This is a genomic window from Streptomyces sp. NBC_01276, from assembly GCF_041435355.1.
Lineage (GTDB): Bacteria > Actinomycetota > Actinomycetes > Streptomycetales > Streptomycetaceae > Streptomyces.
Genome location: NZ_CP108442.1, coordinates 1,347,000 through 1,371,558, shown reverse-complemented (window position 1 = coordinate 1,371,558; position 24,559 = coordinate 1,347,000). Strand labels below are relative to the sequence as shown.

Here is a 24,559-nt window from a genome sequence, read left to right as displayed (position 1 = left end):
CAGCCGTGGATCACTGCTCGCGCAGCGGTACCGAGACGTACGAGGGATCGGTGCGCGGCGAGGAGAAGGTCAGCTGCGCGCCGGCGGGGTTGTGCTCGATGTAGAGCGGGTCGACCGTGTCCACGACCAGGGCGAGCCGGTGGCCCGCGGGCACGTCGTAGGCGGTGGAGAAGAGGTCCAGGTCCACGCCGAAGGGCTGCCCGGGGGCCTTGCCGTGGAAGGTGTACGGGGCGTTGCTGACCAGCTTGCCGAGGCCGAGGGGGCCCACGTCGTAGAGGTAGGCGACGAACGTGCCGTCGCCCTTGGTGGGCGTGACGGTGGTGTGCAGGCGCACGGTGCCCCGGATCCGGCGTTCCTCCTGGTAGCGGCCGGACTGCCAGACGGCCGCGAAGGCGCGGGGGAGGAGGGGGATGGAGGCGACGGGGGGCGCCTTGAAGAACTGGTCGAGGACGCTGGAGAGCATGACCACGCCGCCGTCGGCCCCGGAGTCGACGTTCGCGAAGACGTGCTCGCTGTCGTTCAGGGGGATGCGCTCGGTACCGCCGGATCCGACCGCCTTCCAGTCGGCGTAGCCCTCGTAGCCGTTGTCGCTGCGGGACTTGATCTGGACGGGGGCTTCGGTGTCGACGCCGTTGCGGTCGCCCTTGAGGTAGCGGTCGAACCAGCGGTGGGCGTTGGTCCAGGTGTCGTTGGGCAGGCCGAGGAGGCCGGTGCCCTCGGCGGTGGCGTGGTCGCCGGGGCGCAGTTCCAGCCGCTTGGGGCCGGTGAGCCCCTCGAAGAACTTCGTGTACTGGTTGGGCGGGAAGACGGTGTCGCCCCAGGCGTTGCCCAGCATGATCGCGGCGCCGTTGGCGTTGATCCGGTCGATCTGCTCGGAGGCGGAGCGCTTCTTCCCCCAGTCGATCATCGCCTGTTCCCTGTCCAGCCGTGAGCCGAGGAAGTCGTCGAGGATCCGGCGGAGTTCGGGGCCGGGGCGGCCGGTGAGGTATCCGGTGGCCCCGAGGAGGCCGGCCGCCTGGCGGTGCTCGGTGCGGCCGGAGTAGATGGACTCGATCAGGTCCGCCCAGCCGCTGAGCGCGACCACGGTCTTGACGCGGGGGTCGTGCGCGGAGGCCAGCAGGCTGATGCCGGCCCCGTACGAGACCCCGCCGAGGCCGATCCGGCCGGGGTCCGCGGGCGTGGTGGCGAGGGCCCAGTCGATGACGGCGGAGACGTCCGCGATGTCGGCGGGGCCCGCCGTCTCGATCTCGCCGCCGGACAGCCAGAAGCCGCGCGAGGCGTAACTGACCACCACGTAACCGGAGTCGGCGAGCTTCCGGGCCTGGGCGACGTATTCGATCTGCGGCAGGCCCCAGCTGCTGGGGAGCACGATCAGCGGATACTTCCGGCCGGGCTGGGCGCCGGCGGGGGTGAAGACGTTGCCCTTGAGGGTGATGCCTCCGGAGCCGGGAATGTCGTGGAAGCGCAGTTCCGGGGAGGCGGCCGGGGCCGAGGACGCGGGCGCTGCGGGGGCCGCCTGGGCCTGGTGGGGGGCCAGGCCCAGGGCGGTCGCCGCGAGCAGGGCGGCCACGGCCGCCGCTGGGGTGGGGCGGGCTTTCATCGATCGCTCCTCGCGTGCGCCGGTGTCCTAAAGTGACCCGACGGTAACGGGAGGAACTTACCGAAGGTAACCCGTCAGTAAGTTACGTGGTGGTAACAATTGATCCAGGGTCAGCCGTTCTGGTTGCCGCCGGCCAGCGCGCTCTTGGCCTTCCAGGCGTCCCAGGACAGGTTCCATTCGCCGTAGCCGTTGCCGATGTCGGCGTTGCCCTTGGAGCCGCTGCCGACCACCTCGAAGAGGTCGCCGACCTGCGCCTGCTCGTAGAAGGACTTCGCGTTGGCGTCGCTCATGCCCACGCAGCCGGAACTGGTGTTGGCGCTGCCGAAGTTCGCGTTGTTCCACGGCGCGGCGTGCGCGTACATGCCCGACCAGGTCAGCCGCATCGAGAAGTCGACCATCTTGTCGTAGGAGTCGCCCAGGCCCACCGTCTGGGAATCCATCCGGATGGTGCCCTCCTTCGCCATCAGCACCATCTTCCCGGACCAGGAGGCCTTCTGCCCGCCCGGCGTACCGGCGGAGACCGGGATCGTCCTGACCGCCCGGCCGTCCTCGATGACCGCCATCTTCTTGGTGTCGAGGCTGACCTCCATCCGGCGGTCCTTGCCTATTTTGAATTCGGTGTTGTAATCGCGCGCGAAGAGACCGCCGCCGGGACCCGAATCCACTCCGTTCAGGTTCATCTCCACCTTCACGTCGGTGCCGGACTTCCAGTAGTCCTTCGGGCGCCAGTCCACCCGGTCCTTGCCGGAATAGTCCTTGAACCAGCCCCAGGAACCCTCGGTGTTGTTCGAGGTGCTCACCTTCAGCTGCTTCTCCACCTCGGCCTTGTTCTTCACCGGGTTGTCGAAGACCAGGGAGACGGGCATCGCGACGCCCACCGTGCTGCCCTTGGAAATGTTGATGGAGACCTTGTTCACCTTGTCGGCGGCCGAGGTCTTGAACTGGGTGGTGGCGCTCTGGCTCTCGGAGTTCTGCGCCTCCACCTTGTAGTCGGTGCCCGGGGAGGCGTTGCGCTCCGAGGTCCAGGTCTTCCCGTCGGGGGCTATCCGGCCCGGGAGTTCCCCGCCCTTGCCGTCCGTGACCTTGACCTGCGCGAGCCTGCCGTCGGCGATCGTCACCCTGACCGGCTCGCCGGCCTTGACCTGATCGCCCGAGAGGTTCACCGAAACCGCCATGTCCGGCTTCTTCTTCGGGTCCGACTTGCCGTCCCCGCCGGCACCCGTGCCGGAGCCGCCCCCCGCAGGCGGTCAGTGCGGCGGCCAGGAGTGCGGTGCCCGCCAGCATGGCGTGACGGCCCCGACGACGCGGCAGTGCGGTACGGCGTGTGCGGCTCAACGAAAACCCCTCCGAAGTAATGGTCGTCCGTGAACAAGGAGCGAACGGCACGACTCTAGGTTCCCCGTTCCGCGGAAAACATCGCCCTTCGCCTTGTGACGTGCACCGCAGCGAAACAGTTGCAGTTCGGTCATATAGAAAAACCCATTCCGGAAAGGACTTTGGTCCCGGAGAAAAGGCCGAAAAGCACTGGCGGGAAGCCGGCACCGCCGCACGCGCGGCCGGGGCCGGAGCGGGAGCGGCCGACGGGACCGGGTTACCCTCCACCTTCGACCAGGTGAAGGGACACCACCTCGATGGAAGCCACCACCCGCACGGAACCCCGGGCGGCCGAAGCCGACGCCGAAGCCGACGCCGACCGGAGGGGCCCCGCGGGAGGCGGCTCGGTCCTGCGCAGCGGCGCGCTCATGGCGGCCGGCTCGATCGTCTCCCGCGTCATCGGCTTCGTCCGCTCCGCCGTGGTCCTCGCCGCGCTCGGCACCGGATTCCTGGGCGACAGCTACACGGTCGCCAATACGGTCCCGAACATCCTCTACATGCTGCTCGTCGGCGGTGCCCTCAACGCCGTCTTCGTCCCCGAGCTGGTGCGCGCCGCCCGGGAACACCGCGACGGCGGGACCGCCTACACCGACCGGCTGCTGACCGCCTGCACCGTGGCCCTCCTCGTGCTCACCGCCATCGCCGTCCTGGCGGCCCCGCTGATCATCGAGACGTACACCCCCTGGTACGAGGGGGCCGACAAGAGCACCACCATCGCCCTGGCCCGCTTCTGCCTCCCGCAGATCCTCTTCTACGGGCTCTTCACCCTGCTCGGGCAAGTGCTGAACGCCCGCGGCCGCTTCGGCGCCATGATGTGGACGCCCGTCCTCAACAACCTGGTCGTCATCGGCGTCTTCGGGTTGTTCCTGTACGTGTCCCACGGCCCCGCCGAGGGCCTCACCGCCGACGGGACCCGCCTGCTCGGCATCGGTACCACCGCCGGGATCGTGCTCCAGGCCCTCGCCCTGATCCCCTCGCTGCGCGCCGCGGGCTTCCGCTGGCGCCCCCGCTTCGATTGGCGCGGCAGCGGCCTCACCCGTCCCCTGCGCAACGCGGGCTGGCTGGTCCTGCTCGTGCTCGCCAACCAGATCGCCTACTGGGTGGTCACCCGGCTCTCCACCGGCGTCGGCCACGACCTCGGCAACGCCGGATACGCCGCCTACACCAACGCCTACCAGCTGTGGGTCGTCCCCCAGGGCATCGTCACCGTCTCCCTCGTGACCGCTCTGATGCCCCGGATGAGCGCCGCCGCCTCCGACGGCGACCTGCCCGCGGTCCGCACGGACGTCTCCTACGCCCTGCGCTCCAGCGCTGCCCTCGTCGTGCCCGCCGCCGTCCTCTTCGCCGCGCTCGCACCCTGGGTGATGGACTGCGTCGCCGGGTACGGCCACAACGGCCCCGCCGGCGTCGAGGCCATGGCGGGCATGCTCATCGCCTTCGCGCCCGGTCTGATCGCCTACTCCGCCCAGTACGTGCTCGCCCGCGGCTTCTACGCCCTCTCCGACACCCGGACCCCCTTCTTCCTCAACCTGGTCATCGTCGCCGTGAACGCCGGGCTCTCCTACACCGCGTACGCCGTGCTCCCGCCGCGCTGGGCCGTCACCGGCATGGCCGCCGCCTCCTCCCTCGCCTTCACCGCGGGCGCCGCCGTGACCGCGTACGCCCTCGCCCGCAGGCTCGGCCCGCGCGCGCGGACCCGTACCGCCGCCCGCCCCACGGCCCTCGGGACCCACCTGCGCCTGCTCGCCGCCTGCCTGCCCGCCGGGGCCGCCGCGTACGCGACGGCCAGGGCCGCCGACGGCCTCGGGGCCTACGCGGCGGCCGGGGCGGGAACCATCGTGCTCGCGCTGGTCGTCGTACTCCTCGCCGGGCCCCTGCGCCTGACGGAGATCACCGACCTGATCGACTCCCTGCGGCGCAAGACCGGCCGGAAGTGGGAGGAGACCGTATGAAACACCCTGGGATACTGACCGGATGCCACGCGTACTGCTGATCGAGGACGACCCTTCCATCCGGGAAGGGGTGGGACTCGGCCTGCGCCGCCGCGGCCACGAGGTGAGAGCCGCCGACACGGGCGAGGCCGGCCTCGCCCTCATGGGCGGCTTCCACCCCGATCTGGTGCTCCTCGACCTCATGCTGCCCGGGATCAACGGCGTCCAGGTGTGCCGCCGGATCCGCGAGACCAGCGAGGTCCCGATCATCATGCTCACCGCACGCGGCGACGACTTCGACATCGTCGTCGGCCTGGAGGCCGGGGCCGACGACTACATCGTCAAACCGGCCCGGACCGAGATCATCGAGGCCCGCATCAAGGCCGTACTGCGCCGGCTCGTCGACCCCGGGGGCCGCCCCGGCGTGGAACACCACGGCGAACTCGCCGTCGACCGCGCCGGCCTGACCGTCGCCAAGAGCGGCGAACGCGTGCCCCTCGCCCCCAGCGAGATCAAGCTCCTGCTCCACCTGACGGCCTCGCCCGAGCAGGTCTTCTCCCGCCAACAGCTGCTGGAGTACGTGTGGGAGCACAGCTACCACGCCGACGCCCGGCTCGTGGACGCCTGCGTGCGCAGGCTGCGCAACAAGATCGAGGACCCCGGCGGCAGCCCCCGCTACATACAGACCGTGCGGGGCTTCGGCTACCGCTTCGGACCGCTCGGACCGCGTTAGGAAGACCGCCGTGCGAAAGTTCGCGCCGCTCGGGCTGCGCACCCGCATGATCGCGGCCTTCCTCCTGGTCGCCGCGATCTGCGCGGTCAGCACGGCCGCCCTCACCTACCGTCAGGCCCGCAGCGCCGTCCTCACCCAGAGCCAGGACACCGCCGTCAGCACCCTGCGCGACCAGCTGGAGGCCCAGGCCCTGACCCTGCCGATGGACCGCGCGCAGCTCCAGCGGGTCGTCAACGAGATCGGCAAGCGCGGCAAGCCCCACCCCTGGACCGTCTACGCCGAGTACGGCACCCTGCGCGCCTCCTCCAATGTCACCCCCACCACCTCCGGCATCGTCACCGACGCCCTGCGCGCCCAGGTCGCCGACCATCCGCACGGCGCCTTCCAGCGCGTCCAGGACGAGCGGGGCGAGCCGTACCTGACCATCGCCATGCCCGCCGTCTTCGCCCACAACGGCGTCCGCGAGCCGACCGGAGCCGTCCTCTACGCCGTCATGCCGCTGCTCACCGAGCAGCAGACCGTCGACGCCATGGTCCAGGCCGCCCGGCAGGGCGCCATCCCCGGCCTCGCCATCGCCGTCGTCCCCGCCCTGCTCGCCGCGCGCAGCGTCCTGCGGCCCGTGCGCAACCTGCGGCGGGCCGCACAGAGCATGGGACGCGGGCAGCTGGACACCCGTATCGAGGTCCGCGGGGCCGACGAACTGGCCGGACTGGCCCGCACCTTCAACGAGACCGCCGGAGCCCTGGAACAGTCCGTCGCCGAACTGCGCGAGGCGGAGGTCCGGGCCCGCCGGTTCGCCGCCGACGTCTCCCACGAACTGCGCACCCCGCTCGCCGGGATGCTCGCCGTCACCGAGGTCCTCGACGAGGACGCCGAACGGCTCGACCCCGACACCGCCAAGGCGCTGCGGCTGATCAGCGCCGAGACCGGCAAACTCGCCGTCCTCGTCGAGGACCTGATGGAGATATCCCGCTTCGACGCCCGCGCCGCCGAACTCAACCTCGACGACGTGGACGTCGCCGAGGCCGTGCGCAAGAGCCTCGAACGTCGCCACTGGGACGGCGACCGGGTGAGCGCCGACCTGCCGCACGAGGTCCGCGCCCGGCTCGACCCGCGCCGCTTCGACGTGGTCCTCGCCAACCTCGTCGGCAACGCCCTGCGGCACGGCGGCGCCCCCGTACGGATCGCCGTGCGCACCGAGTCCCGCGCGGACGGGGAACGGCTGCTGGTCGAGGTGGCCGACAGCGGGCCCGGCATCGCCGCCGAGGTGCTCCCGCACATCTTCGACCGGTTCTTCAAGGCCGACGCCGCCCGGACCCGCTCCGCCGGCAGCGGCCTCGGGCTCGCCATCAGCCTGGAGAACGTCCGGCTGCACGGGGGCACCCTGACCGCGGCCAACGCCCCCGACGGGGGAGCCGTGTTCACCCTCGACATGCCCCTGGAGGCCACCGCGTGACCCTCCCTTCCGCATCCGGCCGCCGCACCGCCGCGGCCGTGGCCGCCGCCCTGCTCGGCCCGCCGCTGGTCACGGGCTGCGGGATCAAACCCACCGAGGTCGTCGAGAGCGGCTCCGCCGCCCGCGTGCTGGTCGCCGCGCCCTCCCGGGCCCCGATCGCGTACTTCGTCACCGGCGAGGGGCGCCTGGTCCCCGCGCCCGAGCCCGACTACGCCGACACCAGCCCGCAGGGCAGCCTGCAGTTGCTGATGCGCGGACCCGACGGGGTGGAGCAGGAGGCCGGGCTCGGTACCCGGCTGCCGCCGCTGGACCCCGGGGCGGCCGGGGGAGTCAGGGCCTTCTTCACCTCGGAGTTCCGCCTGGAGGTCCGCGTCCCCTTCGCCGTGGCCGCGCTCGACCCGCTCGGCCTGAAGCAGCTGGTGTGCACGGCCGTGTCCACCGCGGGACCGACCGTCCAGGTGGTGGTGCGCGGTCCGGACACCGAACTGGAGCCCACCCGCTGCGAGGCCGGGCGCTGACGCGGGGGCCCGGCGCCCTTGCGGGGCGCCCCGCGTGCCGCCACCGTGTGGACCATGGACCGCGCCGCAGCAGCCCCGGACACCACATCCGACGTTCCCCGGATCGCCGACGTTCCCGGGGCCCCCGACGTCCCCGGGATCCCCGACGTGTTCGATCCGCGCCTGTACGCGGCGGGCGTCCCGCACGCGCGCTACCGGTGGCTGCGCGACCACCGCCCGGTCGCCTGGCAGGAGGAGCCGGAGGTCGGGGGCTGGCCCGCCGGCCCCGGGTTCTGGGCCGTCACCCGGCACGCCGACGTCGTCCGCGTCCTGCGCGACCACACCGCGTACTCCTCCTGGACCGGCGCCACCCAGATCCGCGACCCCGACCCCGCCGACCTGCCCTTCCTGCGCAGCACCATGCTCAACCAGGACCCGCCCGGGCACGGCCGGCTGCGCCGCCTGGTCGCCCGCGCCTTCACCCCCGCCCGGGTCGACGCCTTCGCGGGCCGGGTCCGGGAGCGGGCCCGCACCCTGCTGGCCGCCGCCCGGGACGGCGCCGAGGACGGGGCCGTCGACGTGGTGGCGTCCGTCACCGACGAGTACGCCCTGCTGAACCTGACCGACCTGCTCGGCGTCCCGGCCGCCGACCGGGGCCTGCTGCTGGAGTGGACCGTACGGGTCATCGGCTACCAGGACCCCGAGGACGCCCCCGCGCCGCTCCTCGGCCCGGACGGCACACCGCTGAACCCGCGGTCCCCGGCCCTGCTCGGCGAGATGTTCGCGTACGCCCGCGAACTGGCCGCGTACAAGCGCGCGCACCCGGGCGACGACGTGATGACCGCCCTCGCGCAGGCCGGGCTGGACCCCGCCGAACTGGAGATGTTCTTCTTCCTGCTCACCGTCGCCGGGAACGACACCGTCCGCAGCGCCGCGCCCGGCGGACTCCTCGCCCTCGCCCGCAATCCCGACGCCCACCGCCGGATCGCCGACGGCAGTGCCCCGGCCGACCGGGCCGTGGAGGAGCTCCTGCGCGTCCACCCGCCCGTGCTCAGCTTCCGGCGCACCGCCGCCCGCGACACGGAACTGGCCGGTCAGGCGATCCGCGCCGGGGACAAGGTCGTGGTCTTCCACGCCTCCGCCAACCACGACGAACGCGTCTTCGCCGACCCGGGCCGCCTCGACCCCGGCCGCTCCCCGAACCCTCACGTCTCGTTCGGCGACGGCCCCCACGTCTGCCTCGGCGCCCACTTCGCCCGCCTCCAGCTGCGCATCCTCCACGAGGAGTGGCGCACCGCCCTGCCCGCGCCCGAACTCGCCGGGGAGCCGCGCCGACTGGTGTCCAACTTCATCAACGGGATCACGCGGCTGCCGCTACGGGTGTCCGGGCCGCCCGCGTGACGTCCGCGACGAGCTCGCTCACGTCCGGACCGTAGGCGTCGGAGTTGATCACCTTGAGCAGGAGGCAGAAGGAGTCGCCGCCGTGCGCGCGCGCCAGCTCCCGGTGGTGCCTGGCCAGGTAGCGGGCGGCCGCCTGGTTGCTGTTGGCGGTCTGCCCGCACAGGACGAACACCGGCCGCGTGCCCCGCTCCGTCACCAGCCGTGCCAGCAGCACGTATTCGGCCGCGCCCGCCTCCCAGCGGTACGTCCGGCCGCCCACGGTGATCGCCCCCCGGTCCTGGACGGGCTCGGCCGCGACGACCATCCGCACCCCCGGCAGCAGGGAGGTCAGGTGCGCCGTCGTACGCGAGTTGGAGGAGGGTCCGCCCACACAGAACTCGGCGCGCTCGCCGAAACCCTGCCGGGCCGCGTCGTGGCCGACGAGCTGGACGGTCGCCCCGCAGTCGCGGATCAGCGCCGATATCTCCAGCAGCGCGAAGGCGTCGTTGCGGTGCAGCGAGGAATCCTTTCCGCCCATCTGCCGGTTGACCACGAACAGGCAGTCGGAGCCGGCCGGGAGCCCGAAGAAGGACTGCTTGCGGCGCAGTTCGCGGCGCCACAGGTAGGTCCGGAAGAACCAGCCGAAGCCGCCGCTGACGGCGGTGGCCACCACCCCGAGCACGATGTTGCGCACGTCGTCGTTCATGCGGCGGATGGTAACCGTCGCCCGGCCTTCCTGACGCGGCCGGTGCGGTGAAGTTACGCTGCGGCTCGCAGGTCTGACAGGTCGTCGACTGGAGGAACCGGATGCGCCGTCCCGCAGCACGTCAGTTGGCCCTCGTCGCCCTCGCCGGGGCGCTCGTCTCGACGGGGGCCGCCGCGCCGCCACAGGACACCGCCGCACCGCCCAAGGTCCCGGTGGCCGCCGGCTACGGGGGCGCCGTGGCCAGCGTCGACGCCGACGCCTCCGCCGCCGGGATCGCGGTCCTGCGCGCCGGCGGCAACGCGGTGGACGCCGCCGTCGCCACCGCCGCCGCGCTGGGAGTCACCGAACCCTATTCGGCGGGCATCGGCGGGGGCGGCTACTTCGTCTACTACGACGCCGCCTCCCGCCGGGTGCAGACCATCGACGGCCGCGAGACCGCGCCCGCGAGCGCCACCGCCACCCTGTTCCAGGAGAACGGCGTCCCGATCCCCTTCGACCAGGGGCAGACCAGCGGCCGCTCCGTCGGGGTCCCCGGCACCCCCGCGACCTGGAAGAGCGCCCTCGACGCCTGGGGCACCCGGCCGCTGGGGCAGCTCCTGCGGCCCGCCGAGAAGCTGGCGCGGGACGGCTTCACCGTGGACGCCACCTTCCGGGCCCAGACCGAGCTCAACCAGGACCGGTTCAAGGACTTCCCCGACACCCGCAAACTGTTCCTGCCCGGCGGCCGGTTGCCGGTCGTGGGCTCCACCTTCAAGAACCCCGACCTGGCCGCCACCTACGCCGAACTCGCCCGCAAGGGCACCGGCGCCCTGTACCGCGGCCCGCTCGCGCAGGACATCGTCCGGGCCGTCCGCACGCCTCCCGTCGACCCGGCCGCCACCCGTGTCGTCCGCTCCGGAGACCTGACCACCGCCGACCTGAGCGCCTACGCCACCAAACGGCAGGCCCCCACCCAGGTGGGCTACCGGGGCCTGGACGTCTACAGCATGGCGCCCTCCTCCTCCGGCGGCACCACGGTCGGCGAGGCGCTGAACATCCTGGAGGGCACCGACCTGTCGAAGCTCTCCGAGGCGCAGTACCTGCACCGCTACATCGAGGCCTCCCGGATCTCCTTCGCCGACCGGGGCCGCTGGGTCGGCGACCCGGCCGCCGAGCAGGTCCCGACCCGCGAGCTGCTCTCACAGCGGTACGCGGACACCCGCGCCTGCCTCATCAGGCCGGACCGCGCCCTGACCAGCCCGCTCGCCCCCGGCGACCCCTGGCACCCGGCCCCCTGCGCCACCACCGGCCAGGTGGCCCCGACCACCTACGAGGGGGAGAACACCACCCACCTGACGGTCGCCGACCGCTGGGGCAACGTGGTCTCCTACACCCTGACCATCGAGTCCACCGGCGGCAGCGCCATCACCGTCCCGGGGCGGGGCTTCCTGCTCAACAACGAGCTGACCGACTTCTCCTTCGCCCCGGCCGCCCCCGGTGTGCCCGACCCGAACCTGCCGGGGCCGGGCAAGCGCCCGCGCTCCTCGATGTCCCCGACGATCGTCCTCAGGGACGGCCGGCCGGTCCTGGCGGTGGGTTCGCCGGGCGGGGCCACCATCATCACCACCGTCCTGCAGACCCTGCTGGGCCGCCTGGACCGGGGCCTGCCGCTGGTCGACGCCATCGCCGCCCCGCGCGCCAGCCAGCGCAACCAGACCACCACCGAACTGGAACCCGGGCTCTGGAACAGCCCCGTGCGCACCGAGCTGGAAGCCCTCGGCCAGGGCTTCCGCCAGAACCCCGAGATCGGCGCGGCCACCGGTGTCGAGCGCCTGCCGGACGGCCGGTGGCTGGCCGCGGCCGAGACCACCCGGCGCGGCGGCGGCTCGGCGATGGTCGTCCACCCCTACGGGAAGCCGGCGGGCGGGCCTACGGGGCGGTGAGGATCCTCGGGCCGTCGACGGTGACGGCGACCGTGTGCTCCGCGTGGGCGGCCCGGCTGCCGTCGACGGTGCGCAGGGTCCAGCCGTCGGCGTCGCAGGCGTAGTCGTCCGTGCCGCCCGCGATCAGCATCGGCTCGATCGCGAGGACCATGCCGGGGCGCAGCTTCATGCCGCGTCCCGGCGGGCCCTCGTTGGGGACGCCGGGGTCCTCGTGCATGGTGCGGCCCACGCCGTGGCCGCCGAAGCCGTCCGGGATGCCGTAGCCGGCGGTGCGGCAGACGGTGCCGACGGCGTGCGCGATGTCGCCGATCCGGTTGCCGGGCACGGCCGCGGCGATGCCGGCGGCGAGGGCCGCCTCGGCGGTCTCGATCAGGCGCAGGTCGGCGGGGCGGGGCCGGCCGACGGTGAAGCTGACGGCGGCGTCCCCGACCCAGCCGCCGAGCTCCGCCCCGCAGTCGACGCTGACCAGGTCGCCGTCGCGCAGCCGGTAGTCGTCGGGGATGCCGTGCACGATCGCGTCGTTGACCGAGGCGCACACCACCGCCGGGAAGGGCACGGGCGCGAACCGCGGCCGGTAGCCCAGGAAGGGGGAGGAGGCCCCGGCCCCGCGCAGGACCGTCCGGGCCACTGCGTCCAGTTCCCGCAGGGAGACCCCGACCCTCGCGGCCTCCTGGACGGCGGCCAGGGCGTGCGCGACCACCCGGCCCGCGGCGCGCATCTCGTCGATCGCTTCGTTCGTCTTCAGTTCCACCATGCCAATAACTATACCGGTATAACTTTACCGGGATGATTATTGGGGGCGGAGGGGTAGGCTGGGGGCATGGTCCGTACCCCCCTGACCCCCGAAGAGCGTGAGCGCGGCGAACGTCTGGGCGCGCTGCTGCGCAAGGCCCGCGGCGAGCGCAGCATGGTCGAGGTCGCGGCCGGCGCGGGCCTCTCCTCCGAGACCCTCCGCAAGATCGAGACCGGGCGCGCCCCCACCCCCGCGTTCTTCACGGTGGCCGCGCTGGCCGAGGCCCTCGGTCTCTCCCTGGACGAACTCGTCCGCGCCTGCGTCCTCGTACCCGCCTGACGGCGGAGCCCCGCGCGGCGGTGCGCCCGCGCCGGGGGAGTGTCCCGAGGCCGATCGGCGCAACCGGCGGTGGCGCCGCCGGGGCACGGGGCAAGCCTGACGGCATGCCAGCCGTGAACGAAACGAAACGCCTCGGTCTCGCCGTGCTCGGCGCCCTCCTCGCGAGCGGCCTGCTGCTCGCGGCCTGCGTCGACCCCGAGGTCCGGGCACCCGCACCCGCCAAGGACCCCGGTGACGTGGTCCTGCCCCACCGGGGCGACGGGCTCCCGCGGCGCGAGTAACCGGGCCGGGCCGCGCCGCGCCGCGGAGGGCTCCGTGCGGACGGGGTGCGCGCGGGATCGCCGTCAAGCTTTGAGACTCCCGTATCCCGCCCGTAACGCGGGTGGGATCCAATGCGGTCATGGAGACGCCGACTGCGCTGGTGATCGGGCAACTCACTGAATACGTGCGGGGTTTGACGCGGAGACTGGACCCCGGGGCGGGCTGGTACGGGGAGTTCCTGCGACGGGATCCGGGTGGGATGGGGGCCTGTCTGGAGGGGGTCGCGATACCGCCCTGGGACGTACTGGAGTCGCTGCTCGGGGACCTTCCGGGGGATCCGGAGACCAAGGCCCGGGAGGCCGCCCTCGCGGCGGGGCTGCGGGCGGCCGCGGTGGCCGCGTGGGACGCGATGCCGGGCGGGGAGCGGGAGCTGCGGCTCCAGCTCGACGCCGCGGCCGGGCAGTGGGCCGCCTCGGAGGCCGCACTGCGCGGCCTCACCGACCGGCTCGGCGGCACCGCCGACCCGGGGGAGGCGGCCGCCCTGGCCCGGGAGCTCGCCTGGACCCGCGACGACACGGCCCGCGCCGCAGCACGGCACGCGGACCTGACCACCCGCCTGCGGGCACTGCCGCTGGCGGGCGTCCCGAGGCAACGGGAATGGCAGCCGGACCCGGCCCCGGACCGGGAGCGGCGGGGGAGGCCGGAGGGCGGCTCCGGGCAGGGGTGGCGGCCGGAGCCGGAGCCGGAGCCGGAGCCGGAGCCGGAGCCGGAGCCGAAGACGGAGTCGGAACCGCAGTCGGTGTCGGTCGGCAGGGGTGAGGGGCGGTGGCTGCGGGGAGCCCGTCGCGCCGGTGGGGCCCGGTACGCCGGCGCACCCCCGGCCGCCACTGCGCCGACCACCCCGGCGGCCCCCCTCCCCGCCCCGCGCGGCGCCCGGTTCGCGGGGGGCGGGGCCACCGTCGCGGAGCCCTTCCCGTCGGCCCCGCCCACCCGGCCCGCGCCGGAACCGGCGGTCTCCGAAGCCCCCGCCCGCGGACCGGAGGGGCCCGGGGGGACCGAGAGCCCCCGATCCGCCCCCACCCCGGCCGGCCCCGGCCAACAGGTTCCGGAGCGCGGCCCGTTCGAGCCCGCCGGCCGGGCGCCCCGCAGCGCCGGGACCGCGCGGCGCGACTTCGTCGCCGAATTGCTGGCCCTGCGGGAACAGGGCCGTACCGGGGAAGCGCACGCGCTGCTCTGCGAGGCCGCCGCGTGGCCCGCGGGGCGGCTGCCCGCGCTCGCCACCGAACTCGGCCGCGCCGGGCTGGCCGCCGACTGGGCCACCCTGCTGTGGGAGGCGGCCTCGCTCCCGCCCGAGCGGCTCGCCGCGGCCGCCGCCGCCCTCGGAGAGGCCGGCCGGGAGGGCGACTGCGACCGGCTGCTGCGCCAGGGCGTGGCCCGCCCCGCCGCCGAGGTCGCCGAAGCCGCCCTCGCCCTCGGCGCCGCCGGGCGGGACCGCGAGGCCCGCACCCTGCTCGGCGCCTTCGTGCGCCTGCGCACCGCCGAGGAGGCGGCGGCCCTGGCCCGCCGCGACCCGCACTGGTTCGCTCCCCGGCTGCTGGCCGGGGCCCGCGCCCTGTCCGGCTCCCGGCACCGGGACCTGGCGCACGCCCTGCGCGTGGCGGGGATCCCGGCGAGCTGAAGCGCCCGTCTCCTGACCGCAAACGACCACCTTGCGACGTAACTTGATCGACTACTCCAACCGCGCACGGTGGTCTTGCCCCACGCTGTGACGAGGCCTACCTTCGACTCCCTACGCACACCGTCTACGTGCGTAGAAGTCGGCGTTCCCGTCGCGAGGAGCAGCTCATGGCCCAAGTCGTCCGCGCCGCACTCGTCCAGGCCACCTGGACCGGAGACACCGAGTCGATGATCGCCAAACACGAGGAGCACGCCCGCCGGGCGGCCGCCCAGGGGGCGAAGGTCATCGGCTTCCAGGAGGTGTTCAACGCCCCCTACTTCTGCCAGGTGCAGGAGCCCGAGCACTACCGCTGGGCCGAGCCCGTCCCCGACGGCCCCACCGTACGGCGGATGCAGGCACTCGCCCGCGAGACCGGCATGGTGATCGTCGTCCCGGTCTTCGAGCTGGAGGCCGAGGGGTTCTACTACAACACCGCCGCCGTCATCGACGCCGACGGCAGCTACCTCGGCAAGTACCGCAAGCACCACATCCCGCAGGTCAAGGGCTTCTGGGAGAAGTACTACTTCCGCCCGGGAAACCTCGGCTGGCCCGTCTTCGACACGGCCGTCGGCAAGGTCGGCGTGTACATCTGCTACGACCGCCACTTCCCCGAGGGCTGGCGCGCGCTGGGCCTGGCCGGGGCCCAGCTGGTCTACAACCCGTCCGCCACCTCCCGGGGCCTGTCCGCGTACCTGTGGCAGCTGGAGCAGCCCGCCTCCGCCGTCGCCAACGAGTACTTCGTCGCCGCCATCAACCGCGTCGGACAGGAGGAGTACGGCGACAACGACTTCTACGGCACCAGCTACTTCGTCGACCCGCGCGGCCAGTTCGTCGGCGAGGTCGCCAGCGACAAGGAGGAGGAACTCCTCGTCCGGGACCTCGACTTCGACCTGATCAAGGAGGTCCGCGACCAGTGGGCCTTCTACCGCGACCGCCGCCCCGACGCCTACGGAGGGCTCGTACAGCCGTGACCAACCCCATCCCCCTGCACAGCCGCCACGCCGCCGTCCTGCCCGACTGGCTCGCGCTCTACTACGACCGCCCCATCGAGCTCACCCACGGCGAGGGCCGCCACGTCTGGGACGCCGACGGCAACCGCTACCTCGACTTCTTCGGCGGCATCCTCACCACGATGACCGCCCACGCCCTGCCCGAGGTCACCAAGGCCGTCTCCGAACAGGCCGGCCGGATCATCCACTCCTCCACCCTGTACCTCAACCGGCCGATGATCGAGCTGGCGGAACGGATCTGCGCGCTGTCCGGGATCCCCGACGCCCGGGTCTTCTTCACCACCTCCGGCACCGAGGCCAACGACACCGCCCTGCTGCTCGCGACGACGTACCGCCGCTCCAACCAGATCCTGGCGATGCGCAACAGCTACCACGGCCGCTCCTTCTCCACCGTCTCGATCACCGGCAACCGGGGCTGGTCCCCGACCAGCCTCTCGCCGCTCCAGACGTACTGGGTGCACGGTGCCGTCCGCACCCGCGGCCCCTTCGCCGCCCTGTCCGACGCCGGGTTCACCGCCGCGGCCGTCGCCGACCTGGAGGACGTGCTCGGCCAGGCCCGCGGCGGGGTCGCCGCCCTCATCGCCGAACCGATCCAGGGCGTCGGCGGCTTCACCTCCCCGCCCGACGGGCTCTACGGGGCCTTCCGCGAGGTCCTCGACCGGCACGGCATCCTCTGGATCAGCGACGAGGTGCAGACCGGCTGGGGCCGTACCGGCGAACACTTCTGGGGCTGGCAGGCCCACGCCCAGAACGGCCCGCCGGACATCCTCACTTTCGCCAAGGGCATCGGCAACGGCATGTCCATCGGAGGGGTCGTGGCCCGCGCCGAGGTGATGAACTGCCTCGACTCCAACTCCATCTCCACCTTCGGCGGTTCCCCGGTCACCATGGCGGCCGGCCTCGCGAACCTCGCGTACCTGCAGGAACACGACCTCCAGGGCAACGCCCGCCGCGTCGGCGGACTCCTCCTGGAACGGCTGCGCGCCGTCTGCGCCGGCGTGCCGGCGGTACGGGAGGTCCGCGGCCGGGGCCTGATGGCCGGCCTGGAGCTGACGAAGCCGGGGACCGACCGGGCCGACCCGCAGGCGGCCGCCGCCGTCCTGGAGGCCGCCCGCGCCGGCGGCCTGCTCCTCGGCAAGGGCGGTGGCCACGACACCAGCGTGCTGCGCATCGCGCCGCCGCTCTCCCTCACCGTCGCCGAGGCGGAAGAGGGCGCCGACATCCTCGAACAGGCCCTCCGGACCATCCAGTAGCAGCCAGCAGCCAGCAGCCAGCACCCAGCCCGTAGGGGGAGTTCCTTGAGCACGCGCACCCTGATCCGCGGCGGTCTGGTCGTGACCGCCGCCGACGAGCTGCACGCGGACGTCCTCGTCGAGGACGGTCGCGTCGCGGCCCTCGCCGCACACGGTTCCGCCGCGGCGGACGTCTGGACCGCCGACCGCACGATCGACGCGAGCGGGAAGTACGTCATCCCCGGCGGTGTCGACGCGCACACCCACATGGAGCTCCCCTTCGGCGGCACCTCCGCCTCGGACACCTTCGAGACCGGCACCCGGGCCGCCGCCTGGGGCGGCACCACCACCATCGTCGACTTCGCGGTGCAGAGCGTGGGCCGCTCCCTGCGCGAAGGGCTCGACACCTGGTACGCGAAGGCCGACGGCAACTGCGCCGTCGACTACGCCTTCCACATGATCCTCTCCGACGTCAACGAGCACACCCTGAAGGAGATGGACCACCTCGTCGGCGAGGGGGTCACCTCCTTCAAGCTGTTCATGGCCTACCCGGGCGTCTTCTACAGCGACGACGGCCAGATCCTGCGCGCGATGCAGCGGGCGTCTTCCAACGGCGGGCTGATCATGATGCACGCCGAGAACGGCATCGCGATCGACGTCCTCGTCGAACAGGCCCTGGCCCGCGGCGAGACCGACCCCCGCCACCACGGCGAGGTCCGCAAGGTGCTGCTGGAGGCCGAGGCCACCCACCGCGCCATCCAGCTCGCCCGGGTCGCGGGCTCCCCGCTCTATGTCGTCCACGTCTCGGCGGAGGAGGCGGTCGCGGAGCTGGCCGCCGCCCGGGACAAGGGGCTGCCGGTCTTCGGCGAGACCTGCCCGCAGTACCTCTTCCTGTCCACCGACAACCTGGCGGAGCCCGACTTCCAGGGGGCCAAGTACGTCTGCTCCACCCCGCTGCGCCCCCGCGAGCACCAGGCGGCGCTCTGGCGGGGCCTGCGGACCAACGACCTCCAGGTGGTCTCGACCGACCACTGCCCCTTCTGCTTCCGCGGCCAGAAGGAGCTGGGCCGCGGCGACTTCTCCAAGATCCCGAACGGGCTGCCGGGGGTGGAGAACCGCATGGACCTCCTGCACCAGGCCGTCCTGGACGGGCACATCAGCCGCCGCCGCTGGATCGAGATCGCCTGCGCGACCCCGGCCCGGATGTTCGGGCTCTACCCGCAGAAGGGCACCATCGCCCCGGGTTCCGACGCCGACATCGTCCTCTACGATCCGCACGCCGAGCAGGTCATCTCCGCCGAGACCCACCACATGAACGTGGACTACTCGGCGTACGAGGGCAGGCGGATCACCGGACGCGTCGACACGGTCCTCTCCCGCGGCGAACTCGTCATCGACCGCCGCGAGTACACCGGCCGGGCCGGCCACGGGGCCTTCGTCCACCGTTCCACCTGCCAGTACCTCTGAGGGGCGCCGGGGCCCGCACGCCCCGGCCGCCCGCACTCCCCAGCAAGGAGCCGCCGCCATGGACTTCGGCCTCGTCCTGCAAACCGACCCGCCGGCCTCTCAGGTCGTCAGCCTCATGAAGCGCGCCGAACGCAACGGCTTCCGCTACGGCTGGACCTTCGACTCGGCGGTCCTCTGGCAGGAACCGTTCGTCATCTACAGCCAGATCCTGGCCAACACGCAGAAGCTCCACATCGGCCCGATGGTCACCAACCCGGGAACCAGGACCTGGGAGGTCACCGCCTCCACCTTCGCCACCCTCAACGACATGTACGGCAACCGCACCGTCTGCGGCATCGGCCGCGGGGACTCGGCCATGCGCGTCGCGGGCCGGGCCCCCAACACCCTGGCCCGCCTCGGCGAGGCCATCGACGTCATCCGCGACCTCGCCGAGGGCCGCGAGGCCGAGGTCGACGGCAAGCCGCTCCGCATCCCGTGGATCAAGGACGGCAAGCTCCCCGTCTGGATGGCCGCGTACGGGCCGAAGGCCCTCGCCCTCACCGGTCAGAAGGCCGACGGGTTCATCCTCCAGCTCGCCGACCCGTTCCTCACGGAGTGGATGGTCAAGGCCGTCCGGCAGGCCGCGACGGAGGCGGGGCGCGACCCGGCGTCCATCACCATCTGCGTGGCCGCTCCGGCGTACGTCACGGCCGACGGCTCGGAGGCCGCCCTCGCCCACGCCCGCGACCAGTGCCGCTGGTTCGGCGGGATGGTCGGCAACCACGTCGCCGACCTCGTCTCCCGCTACGGCGAGCACTCGGGCATGGTCCCGGACGCCCTCACCGAGTACATCAAGGCCCGCCAGGGCTACGACTACAGCCACCACGGCCGCGCCGGAAACCCGTCCACGGACTTCGTCCCGGACGAGATCGTCGACCGCTTCTGCCTGCTGGGCCCGGTCGAGGCCCACATCGAGAAGCTCCGCGCCCTGCGCGACCTGGGCGTGGACCAGTTCGCCGTCTACGACATGCACGACGCCCGGGAGGCCACCATCGACGCGTACGGGCAGCACATCATCCCGGTACTACGCGACTGACCCGCCGCGCCGCGCTCCCGCGAGCGGCGTGGTCAGCCGCCCCCCGAAATCGGGTCTCACCCCACGACGGGGGGCGGCTTCCGGTGCGGGCTCAAGGGGTTGTGCCGGGCGGCCTCTTCGTCAGCCGGCCTGCTTGACGCAGGTGCGGTCCTTCGGCGGGAGCTTGCCCGTGGCCAGGTACCTGTTGACCTGGTCGTCCACGCAGGTGTTGCCGTAGAGCCCGAAGAGGGCGTGGCGATTGGCGCCCTCAAGGGTGAGCAGCCGGGAGCTCGGCAGCAGGTCGTGCAACGCGACGCTGCTCTTGTACGTGGTGCGCGGATCGCCGGTGGCGGCCACGATCAGCACCGGGGCGTCGCGCCGCACCTGGGTGGGCTCCTCGCGCGGCCGGTCCCAGAAGGCGCACGGGCCGATGTTGTTGGTCATCGGTCCGAACAGCGGGTGCGCGGCGCGGCTGCGCTCGATGTCCCGCCAGTAGACCTCGGGATCGCGCGGGGCGGCCCCGTCCCCGCAGATGATCGCGGACTGCGCGCCCGTGGGCTCGCCCTCGCCGCGCAGCGCGTACCGCAGCGCCGTGGCGAACTGCGGCGAGAGCGTGGCCGGTCGGCCCTCCGCGGCCTTGGCCAGGGCGGACACCGTCTCGCCGAAGGACGCCCGCGCCGGGTCGGTGTCGTCCGAGACGCCCGTGAACAGGAGGAGCGGCACCTGGCTGTCGTCGATCCGGAAGGCATCGGCGCCGCTGCCGAGGGTCAGCGGCGCCCGCGCGGACGCCGCGGCGATTCGGTCGATGCGGGCGAGCACCTCCGCGCGGGTGCGGCCGAGGCCGTAGGCGGCGTGGCGCTCGGCCGCCCAGGCGGCCCAGTCGGAGAGGGCCTTCTCGTTCTCGGGTTCGGAGCCCTTCAGCAGCCGGGGGCGGTAGTCGGCGGGGGTGATCGCCCCGTCGAGCACGACCCGGTCGTAGCGGCCGGGGAACATCTGGGTGTAGACGGTGCCCAGGTAGGTGCCGTACGAGTAGCCCAGGTAGGAGATCTTCCGCTCGCCGAGCGCGCCGCGGATGACGTCCATGTCGCGGGCCGTGTTGCGGGTGCTGATGTGCGGGAGCACCGAGGCGTCCTTGGCGCGGCACTTGTCGGCCAGGCCCTTCTGGAGGGCGACCTGGCGGTCGAACCCCGCCCGGCCGGCGCCGGCCGAGAACCAGGTCATGCCGACGGGCCAGCCGCAGTCCAGCGGGGTGCTGCGGCCCACGAAGCGCGGGTCGAACCCGACGATGTCGTAGCGCGCACCGACGTCCTTCATCGCCTTGCGCACGTCCGGTGGTGACCCGACGGCACCTCCGCCCGGGCCCCCGTTGTTCAGCAGGATCGCGCCGATGCGGTGGCGGGTGTCGGTGGCCTTGAGCCGGGACACCGCGACGGTGATCGTCCGTCCCCGGGGGTCGGCGTAGTCCAGTGGGACGGTCACGTCCGCACACTGCACCCCGGCCTTGTCCAGGTCCCGGCCGGTGGTGTCGTCGGGGCCCGTGACACAGCTGCCCCAGCCGAGGCGCTGCTGGTGGTACGGGCCGAGCCCGGCGGGGGCGCCATCTCTGGCAGGGGCAGGGGCGGGGGCCTCGGCGGCGGCCAGGGCGGGGGACGTGGTGAGGCCGGCGGAGAGGGCGAGGCCGACGGCGCAGGCACGGCGCACGGCCGGGCTGAGGGGGTTCACGGGGTCTCCTCGGGCTGGTGGATGCGGTCGGTGGCGCGCTCCCGAGGCTAGGAACCGCCCCCGCCCACCACATCGCCCCCGGGCACGAGGACCCCGGTCCTACCACCCCCCTCGCCCGGGACCCCCGTCCCGGCCGCCCCCACCATCCGGCCCCACCGGCGTTCGTGGCGCTGGGGCAGCGGGGCGAGCCCCCGAAAGTCCGGCGCAGCCGGGTCCGCTTCGCGCGACGGCGCGGGACCCGCCCCCGTCCCACCCGGCGGAGCGCCCCGTCACCCCCGCGGCTGCACCCACAACGCCTCGGCCACCGCGCAGAGTTCACCCTCCGCCGTGGCCAGCGCCGTGCCCGCCGTGTACGTGCGGCCCTCCCCGCCGAGCAGCCAGGCGTACGAGATCAGCCCGCCGCCCCCGGCCGCCGGCACCGGCCGCAGCAACCGCGCCGTCAGCGCCGCGGTGACCGCGCCCGCCGGGCGGTGGTCCAGCAGCCGCCCCGCCGCGTTCCCCGGGCAGTCCAGCGCGCCCCACACCAGCTCCGGCGGCAGCATCCCGTCCGGCCCCGCCAGTTCCGGCCCCGGCGTCCACGCCGCCGCGACGATGTCCCGCCCGGGCACCCGCCCGCAGTGCAGCCGCAGCCCCGTCGCGGGCGTCCGGTCCAGCCCGCAGCCGAAGCAGTCGGCCTGCCCCTGCGGCGGGTCCGCCCGGAACGCCTCGGCCGCCTTCGACGCCTCGTCCCACGACGGCACCTGCGGCACCTGCGGCACCGCCCCGCCCGGGGCCCGCGCGGGAGAGGCCGCCGCGAGCAGCGTGTCCGCCGCGTCCAGCAGGGACACCCCGCCCCCCTCGGCCGCCACCGGGCGCACGGCCGTCCCCGTCGGCACCGGCCGCCGGAAGTCCACCCGTACGGCATCGGCATCCGCCACCCGCGCCGCCAGCAGCCCGGCCACGTACCCGCCGAACGCCACGCCCGGGTACCCGTGCAGCCGCTCCGGCACCGAAATCGTCTCCATGCCCGTCCCCATCCTCATCCCCGTCTCGGTGACCTCCGACGTCAGCCACCCTCACACACAACGCCGTACGTCGGCCGCCCCGCGACGCGGAGGTGCCTCACCCATCCGGATCCCCCACCATCCTCCTCACCGACCACACCGTCTCCCCGTGCGTTCCGCTGCTTGTGGCCAACCCCTGACCGGCCGGTGACGCGGGCGCCGCCGCCCGCTCACCCCGTCCTGGTAATTTGGCACGCTCTTTCGATCAACTCGCTTTCCACTGGGGGACTTCTCGTGCACAAGAACCTGCGACACGGTGTCATCGCCGCCGCCGTCATCGCCGCCGCCCTGGCCCTCACGGCCTGCGGCAGCGACTCCGGCGGCGACTCCGGCAAGGGAAAGGCCACCGTCGCGAAGGACCCGAAGCCGGCCTCGACGCCGAGCAGCACGGCGGGCGGCCCCGACAGCGCGCCCACCACCGGCTCGGACGCCAAGATCGGCAGCGTGGAGGGCAGCTGGCTCTCCGCGGCCACCCCGTCGAAGCCCGTCGTCGTCACCGTCAAGGGCAAGATCGCCGTGGTCGTCGAGGGCTCCACCGGCCTGACCTGCCAGGGCACCACCGACGGCAAGGCCTTCGACTTGAAGTGCCCGGCGGGCGCCCTGCACGCGAAGGGCACGATCCTGTCCGCCGACGCGGCGGGCCTGAAGGTCACCTGGACCGAGGTCGGCACCGAGACCTACCAGAAGACCGACCCCGGCAAGCTCCCCACGGGCCTGCCCGGCACCCTCCCGAAGTCCTGACCCACCGCGTACGGTCCACCGCCGCTCGGGCGGTCCGCCCGAGCGCGGGGTCCGAATCGCCTGCACAGCGGGCCACGGGGAACGGCCGCCGGGCCCCTCCGCGGTATGCCAGACTTTCCGTCCTGGCTGTCAAACCCCGGTCCGAGCAGGCCGGTTGACGCGGAGGCGAGGCCTGATGGGCGAGACGGCGGAGGGCCTGTTGATCGCCGGCCGCTACCGGCTGGCGGAGAGGATCGGCGGCGGTGGCATGGGCGCCGTCTGGCGGGCTTTCGACCAGAGCCTGCGGGTGGAGGTCGCGGTCAAGCAGGTGACCGTGAGCCCGCACGCCTCCGCGGAGCAGCGGCAGCAGGCCCTGGCGTACGCGCGGAAGGAGGCCCGGCACGCCGTCGCCCTGCGCCACCATCCGAACATCGTCGCCGTGCACGACGTCGCCGAGCACGACGGCATGCCGTGGATGGTGATGGACCTGGTCGAGGGTCAGTCCCTCGCCCGGATGCTGGAGTCGGGCCTCCTCACCACCCAGCTGGCGCACACGGTCGCGGCCGGGGTGCTGGCGGCGCTGAAGGCCGCCCACCGGGCCGGAATCGTGCACCGGGACGTGAAGCCGGCCAACATCATGATCGACCGGACCGGCCACGTGCTCCTCACCGACTTCGGCATCGCGAAGCACAGCATGGACACCAGGCTCACCGCCGCCGGGGCGCTGGTGGGCACCGCGGAGTACATCGCGCCCGAGCGGTTCCGGGACGACGAACGCCCGGCCGGTGACCTGTTCTCGCTGGGAGCCAGCCTGTACGAGGCGGTCGAGGGCGTGTCACCGTTCCGGCGCGGCTCCGTGCTCTCCACGATGAACGCCGTCGCCTCCGAGGAACCCGCGCCGCCGAAGAACGCCGGGCACCTGGCCGCGCTGATCCTGCGGCTCCTGGACAAGGACCCCGACGCGCGGCCGACCATCCCGCAGGCCGAGGCGGCCCTCGAAGGGGTGCCCGTGGGCCGTCAGGCGATCGCGGTACCGAAAGGCGTCCCGTGGGGCCACTGGGTCCGGGTGCTCGCCATGGCGGTGCTCCTCGCGGGGGCGCTGTTCCTGCCCCTGCTGTCGGAGGTCTGGACGGACCGGGAGACGGGGACGCCGGCGGCGGTCGAGACGCTGACGGGCCGAATGCTGTTCCCGTGGCACCTCGGCGTCCCACGGGGGGACCTCCGGTTCTGGGACCGGGCCGACTGGATCTTCATGTCGGTCTACCTGCTGGGCACGGCCGCGGTCGTCGTCGTGGCCGCGGCGAGGCCGCTGCTCGTCCACTCCGGCGGTCTGGGGACGAGGGCCGTCGTCCTCGCGCTCCGCGTCGCGGCCGTCCTGTGGTGCGCGGCCCTCGCACTGTCCCCGACGTACTGGGCCGCCCTGGGGGCCTCGCCCCCGGCCCCGGACGAGCCCGAACACCCCGAGCACCTCTTCCACGTGACCCCCATGATCGGGGTGTGGCTGTTGTGGCTGGTGGGGCTGGTGGCGGGTTACTCCCTGCTGCACCGGACGCCGACGCCCAGCCCCCGTCGGCCCCCGGCGTCTCGCCGGAGCCTCCTCCGCCGCCCCGCTCCACGGGTTCGCCCGGAGGGTGGATGAGCAGCCCGCTCTCCTCGGTGGAC

The 24,559-nt window shown here is 73.4% G+C and carries 20 protein-coding genes and 1 pseudogene; 15 read left to right on the top strand and 6 right to left on the bottom strand.

Annotated elements, in window-relative coordinates:
* Window positions 1–10: 10 nt before the first annotated feature.
* Together OG295_RS05735 and OG295_RS05730 are read right to left on the bottom strand one after the other, a co-directional pair.
* Window positions 11–1,600: a CocE/NonD family hydrolase gene (locus OG295_RS05735; protein ID WP_371675863.1), complete on the bottom strand. Its 1,590-nt coding sequence runs from the start codon at window positions 1,598–1,600 to the stop codon at window positions 11–13.
* A 110-nt stretch (window positions 1,601–1,710) separates the two neighbouring features.
* Window positions 1,711–2,884 (bottom strand): annotated as a pseudogene (locus tag OG295_RS05730) (Ig-like domain-containing protein).
* A 347-nt stretch (window positions 2,885–3,231) separates the two neighbouring features.
* Between OG295_RS05730 and murJ the strand changes: the two are divergent.
* Genes murJ through OG295_RS05705 form a run of 5 tightly spaced genes read left to right on the top strand, consistent with a single transcriptional unit; the run spans window position 3,232 to window position 8,992 of the window.
* Window positions 3,232–4,926 carry a murein biosynthesis integral membrane protein MurJ gene (gene murJ, locus OG295_RS05725; RefSeq protein ID WP_371675862.1) on the top strand — a complete coding sequence of 565 codons (1,695 nt, stop codon included), beginning with the start codon at window positions 3,232–3,234 and terminating at the stop codon, window positions 4,924–4,926.
* A gap of 22 nt (window positions 4,927–4,948) precedes the next feature.
* On the top strand, window positions 4,949–5,638 hold the full coding sequence (locus tag OG295_RS05720) for a response regulator (RefSeq protein ID WP_371675861.1): 690 nt from the start codon (window positions 4,949–4,951) through the stop codon (window positions 5,636–5,638).
* A 10-nt stretch (window positions 5,639–5,648) separates the two neighbouring features.
* Window positions 5,649–7,094 carry an ATP-binding protein gene (locus tag OG295_RS05715; protein ID WP_371675860.1) on the top strand — a complete coding sequence of 482 codons (1,446 nt, stop codon included), beginning with the start codon at window positions 5,649–5,651 and terminating at the stop codon, window positions 7,092–7,094.
* The gene (locus OG295_RS05710) at window positions 7,091–7,612 is read left to right on the top strand and encodes a hypothetical protein (RefSeq protein WP_371675859.1); all 522 of its coding nucleotides are present in this window, start codon (window positions 7,091–7,093) and stop codon (window positions 7,610–7,612) included. The genes OG295_RS05715 and OG295_RS05710 overlap by 4 nt, the downstream gene beginning before the upstream one ends.
* Before the next feature lie 54 nt (window positions 7,613–7,666).
* Window positions 7,667–8,992 (top strand): cytochrome P450, encoded by a 1,326-nt coding sequence (locus OG295_RS05705; protein ID WP_371675858.1) that lies wholly within the window; start codon window positions 7,667–7,669, stop codon window positions 8,990–8,992.
* On the opposite strand, the gene OG295_RS05700 is transcribed toward OG295_RS05705, so the two are convergent.
* Window positions 8,952–9,677 (bottom strand): hypothetical protein, encoded by a 726-nt coding sequence (locus OG295_RS05700; RefSeq protein ID WP_371675857.1) that lies wholly within the window; start codon window positions 9,675–9,677, stop codon window positions 8,952–8,954. The genes OG295_RS05705 and OG295_RS05700 overlap by 41 nt on opposite strands.
* 101 nt (window positions 9,678–9,778) lie before the next feature.
* Here OG295_RS05700 and ggt point away from each other — a divergent pair, with 101 nt between their 5' ends.
* On the top strand, window positions 9,779–11,599 hold the full coding sequence (gene ggt, locus OG295_RS05695; protein ID WP_371675856.1) for a gamma-glutamyltransferase: 1,821 nt from the start codon (window positions 9,779–9,781) through the stop codon (window positions 11,597–11,599).
* On the opposite strand, the gene map is transcribed toward ggt, so the two are convergent.
* Entirely contained in the window at window positions 11,586–12,353 is a 768-nt protein-coding gene (map, locus tag OG295_RS05690) for a type I methionyl aminopeptidase (RefSeq protein WP_371675855.1), read from the bottom strand. The two genes, ggt and map, sit on opposite strands and share 14 nt — an antisense overlap.
* A gap of 66 nt (window positions 12,354–12,419) precedes the next feature.
* Between map and OG295_RS05685 the strand changes: the two genes are divergently transcribed.
* The 7 genes from OG295_RS05685 to OG295_RS05655 all read left to right on the top strand — a co-directional run bounded on the left by OG295_RS05685 (window position 12,420) and on the right by OG295_RS05655 (window position 19,433).
* On the top strand, window positions 12,420–12,671 hold the full coding sequence (locus OG295_RS05685; RefSeq protein ID WP_371675854.1) for a helix-turn-helix domain-containing protein: 252 nt from the start codon (window positions 12,420–12,422) through the stop codon (window positions 12,669–12,671).
* Between the two features lie 104 nt (window positions 12,672–12,775).
* Window positions 12,776–12,952, top strand: coding sequence for a hypothetical protein (locus tag OG295_RS05680; RefSeq protein WP_371675853.1), 177 nt, complete (start codon window positions 12,776–12,778; stop codon window positions 12,950–12,952).
* A gap of 173 nt (window positions 12,953–13,125) precedes the next feature.
* Entirely contained in the window at window positions 13,126–14,610 is a 1,485-nt protein-coding gene (locus OG295_RS05675) for a hypothetical protein (protein WP_371675852.1), read from the top strand.
* Between the two features lie 167 nt (window positions 14,611–14,777).
* Window positions 14,778–15,620: a nitrilase-related carbon-nitrogen hydrolase gene (locus tag OG295_RS05670; RefSeq protein WP_371675851.1), complete on the top strand. Its 843-nt coding sequence runs from the start codon at window positions 14,778–14,780 to the stop codon at window positions 15,618–15,620.
* Window positions 15,617–16,912 (top strand): aspartate aminotransferase family protein, encoded by a 1,296-nt coding sequence (locus tag OG295_RS05665; RefSeq protein WP_371675850.1) that lies wholly within the window; start codon window positions 15,617–15,619, stop codon window positions 16,910–16,912. The genes OG295_RS05670 and OG295_RS05665 overlap by 4 nt, the downstream gene beginning before the upstream one ends.
* A 45-nt stretch (window positions 16,913–16,957) precedes the next feature.
* On the top strand, window positions 16,958–18,358 hold the full coding sequence (gene hydA, locus OG295_RS05660) for a dihydropyrimidinase (RefSeq protein WP_371675849.1): 1,401 nt from the start codon (window positions 16,958–16,960) through the stop codon (window positions 18,356–18,358).
* 58 nt (window positions 18,359–18,416) lie between these two features.
* Window positions 18,417–19,433 (top strand): TIGR03842 family LLM class F420-dependent oxidoreductase, encoded by a 1,017-nt coding sequence (locus OG295_RS05655; protein ID WP_371675848.1) that lies wholly within the window; start codon window positions 18,417–18,419, stop codon window positions 19,431–19,433.
* A gap of 120 nt (window positions 19,434–19,553) precedes the next feature.
* On the opposite strand, the gene OG295_RS05650 is transcribed toward OG295_RS05655, so the two are convergent.
* Together OG295_RS05650 and OG295_RS05645 are read right to left on the bottom strand one after the other, a co-directional pair.
* Window positions 19,554–21,134: an alpha/beta hydrolase gene (locus OG295_RS05650; RefSeq protein ID WP_371675847.1), complete on the bottom strand. Its 1,581-nt coding sequence runs from the start codon at window positions 21,132–21,134 to the stop codon at window positions 19,554–19,556.
* Window positions 21,135–21,403: 269 nt separating this feature from the next.
* A complete protein-coding gene (locus OG295_RS05645) occupies window positions 21,404–22,138 on the bottom strand; it encodes a hypothetical protein (RefSeq protein ID WP_371675846.1) in 735 nt (244 codons plus the stop codon).
* A 273-nt stretch (window positions 22,139–22,411) separates the two neighbouring features.
* Between OG295_RS05645 and OG295_RS05640 the strand changes: the two genes are divergently transcribed.
* Both OG295_RS05640 and OG295_RS05635 read left to right on the top strand, forming a co-directional pair.
* On the top strand, window positions 22,412–22,918 hold the full coding sequence (locus OG295_RS05640; protein WP_371675845.1) for a hypothetical protein: 507 nt from the start codon (window positions 22,412–22,414) through the stop codon (window positions 22,916–22,918).
* A gap of 175 nt (window positions 22,919–23,093) precedes the next feature.
* Window positions 23,094–24,536, top strand: coding sequence for a serine/threonine-protein kinase (locus OG295_RS05635; protein WP_371675844.1), 1,443 nt, complete (start codon window positions 23,094–23,096; stop codon window positions 24,534–24,536).
* Window positions 24,537–24,559 lie beyond the last annotated feature (23 nt).